A 2779-nucleotide genomic window follows, 5' to 3' on the forward strand; every position below is an offset into this window, starting at 1 on the left:
GCCCCCGTGCAGGCGATGCTGGCGCAGGCCGGCACCGCCGCCGACGCGCTCGACGAGTGGGACACCGCCGCGGTCGAGACCAAGTTCGACGGCGCGCGCGTGCAGGTCCACCGCGACGCCGACGGCGAGGTCTCGCTGTTCTCGCGCAACATGGAGGACGTGACCGGCGCGCTCCCCGAGGTGGTCGAGTTCGTCGCGGACGCGGTCGACGAGCCGATCATCCTCGACGGCGAGGTCGTGGCGATGGACGACGACGGCGAACCCCTCCCGTTTCAGGAGATTCTCCGGCGCTTCCGCCGCAAGCACGACGTGGGCCGGATGCGCGAGGAGGTCCGCGTCGAACTCCGGGCGTTCGACTGCCTGCACGCCGGCGGCGACGACCTCCTGACCGACCCGCTTTCCACCCGCCACGACCGACTGACCGCGGTGCTCGGCGGCGACTCGGCGGCCGTCTCGGACCTGCTTTTGACCGACGACGCCGAGGAAATCGCCGCCTACGAGGCCGACGCCCTCGACGCCGGCCACGAGGGCATCATGCTGAAGAACCCCGACGCGCCGTACTCGCCGGGCGACCGCGGGAAGAACTGGCTGAAGCGCAAACCCGACGTGGAGACGCTCGACCTCGTCGTCACCGGCGCCGAGTGGGGCGAGGGCCGCCGCGCGGAGTTCCTCGGGACGTTCCTGCTTTCGGCCCGCGTCGAAGGCGAGTCCGGCGACGACGCCTTCGAGACCATCGGTAAGGTGGCCACGGGCATCACCGACGAGGAGTTGGCCGAGTTGACGGACCTCCTCGAACCCGAAATCGAACGCGAGGCGGGCAAGGAAGTTGACATCCGCCCGTCGGTCGTCTTCGAGGTCGGCTACGAGGAGATACAGGCGTCGCCGACGTACTCCTCGGGCTACGCGCTTCGGTTCCCGCGGTTCGTCACCGTCCGCGAGGACAAGACCGCCGAGACTGCCGACTCGCTGGAGCGCGTGGAGCGACTGGCCGAGTCGCAGTAAGCGACGTTCGCCGCGGGTCGCCCAAAGAGATATAGTATCTGTGCGTCGACAGCTTCGGACGGTGGTTCCCCATGAATCTTGACGCCCTCCTGAAGCCGGTCGTCCTCTACACCGGCTTCCTCGGTCTGCTCACGGTCGGCGGGGTGTATTTCGCCACGCACTCAGGCCTCCACATACTCGCTTTGACGGGATTCGGCGTGCTACTCATCGTGCTCGGTGGCGGCGCCGCGGGGCAGATGGGCCCCAGCAACGTCGAACACGCGGGCGAGAAAGGCGGGACGAACAGAGTCGTCTCGAACGCGGGACTGTGGTCCCCCGTGGAGACGGACACCTCGCTCCGCGTCACCCTCCTGTTCTACGGGGCCGGGTTGTTCCTGTGGAGCCTCGTCGTGTTCGGCGTCCTGCGCGATACGCTCGTCTGAGTCAGGCGCCGTGCATCCGCCACTCGTCGCGCATCCGCCACCCGTTGCCCGTCTGAACCGGCCGACTCGCCCCGAGAGCCGCGCTTTTTACCCCTCGGTTCGAGGTGTCGCGTATGACCATCAAACACGACGGCCTCGACGTGTCGTGGCTCGGCTACGCGACCGTCAGAATCGAGTCGCCCGACGGCTTCGTCGTCTACTTCGACCCCGGCCGCTACGGCGTCCTCGACGACTACTACGCCCGCGACGGCGACCTGATTTTAGTCACGCACAACCACCACTACGACTCCGACGCCATCGAGCAGGTCGCCGACGCCGACGCGACCGTCGTCGCCTTCGAGGGCGTCGACGCCGCGACCATCGACCGCAACGTGGTTCCGGTCGAGGAACTCCCCTACGAGACGGTCCGCGTCGGCGAGGAGGACCACCTCACCGTCGGCGAGGTCGACGTGTGGTCGCTCCCGGCGTTCAACGACCCCGACGGCCCTCACCTCCGCGACGGCGATATCGTCCACCCGCAGGGATTCGGCTGCGGCTACCACATCTCAATCGCCGACCGGACCGTCTTCTGGCCCGGTGACTCCGACGTACTCGAAGGCCACAAACATCTCGAAGTGTCGCTGTTTCTCGCCAACATCGGCGGTTCGGTCGTGATGGACCGCCACGAGGCCGCCGACCTCGCGGAGACGCTCGACCCCGACCTCGTGCTCCCGATTCACTACAACACGATTCCGCTGCTCGAAACCGACCCGGACGCCTTCGTCGTGGACGTGGCGAACCGCGGTATCCCGGTCGTCCTCGACGACCCCGACCAAGTCTGAGCGGCGACGGCCGGGCGGACAGCCGAACGGACTGACAAACGGACAGAACGATTTTGCCGCGCCGGGCCGTCCGTTCGCGTATGGACCTCGACTACGGCATGCTCGGCGGCCGGCGGCCCTACTACCGCTTCGGCGACGCCGACGCCGACCCGCTCGTGGTGCTTCCCGGCCTCTCCGACGCCTTCCAGCGCATCGACCCGAACCGCGCGACTGCGGCGGCGCTCGCCGGACTGTTCCGCGAGTTCGACGACCGCGACGTGTGGGTGGTCGGCCGGCCGCGACACCTCCCGGTCGGGTCGACCACGCGCGACATGGCCGCGGGCTACGCGGGCGTCATCGACGAACAGGACCTCTGGCCGGCGGACGTTATCGGCGTCTCGATGGGCGGTCTCGTCGCCCAGTACCTCGCCGCCGACTACGGCGACTACGTGGACTCGCTGGCGCTCGTCTCCGCCGGGACGCGACTCGGCGGCCACGGCGAGAACGTCGTGACGCGCTGGCGCTCGCTGGCGGGCAAGGGGCGCTGGGCCGAGG

At 68.8% G+C, this 2779-nt stretch carries 3 protein-coding genes and 1 pseudogene; all 4 read left to right on the plus strand.

Going from position 1 to position 2779, the window contains the following annotated elements; translation table 11 throughout:
- Positions 1-1002, plus strand: a pseudogene (gene ligA / locus NKF06_RS20335) (ATP-dependent DNA ligase LigA); the annotation flags it as partial.
- A gap of 71 nt (positions 1003-1073) precedes the next feature.
- The gene (locus NKF06_RS20340; protein ID WP_253246435.1) at positions 1074-1424 is read left to right on the plus strand and encodes a hypothetical protein; all 351 of its coding nucleotides are present in this window, start codon (positions 1074-1076) and stop codon (positions 1422-1424) included.
- Positions 1425-1537: 113 nt separating this feature from the next.
- Complete coding sequence (locus tag NKF06_RS20345) at positions 1538-2245, plus strand: MBL fold metallo-hydrolase (protein ID WP_058827355.1); 708 nt, start codon at positions 1538-1540, stop codon at positions 2243-2245.
- Positions 2246-2325: 80 nt separating this feature from the next.
- On the plus strand, positions 2326-2779 hold a 454-nt coding region (locus NKF06_RS20350; protein ID WP_253246436.1), incomplete at its 3' end, for an alpha/beta hydrolase.

The sequence above is a fragment of the Haloferax sp. AB510 genome, assembly GCF_024136985.1.
Taxonomy (GTDB): domain Archaea; phylum Halobacteriota; class Halobacteria; order Halobacteriales; family Haloferacaceae; genus Haloferax.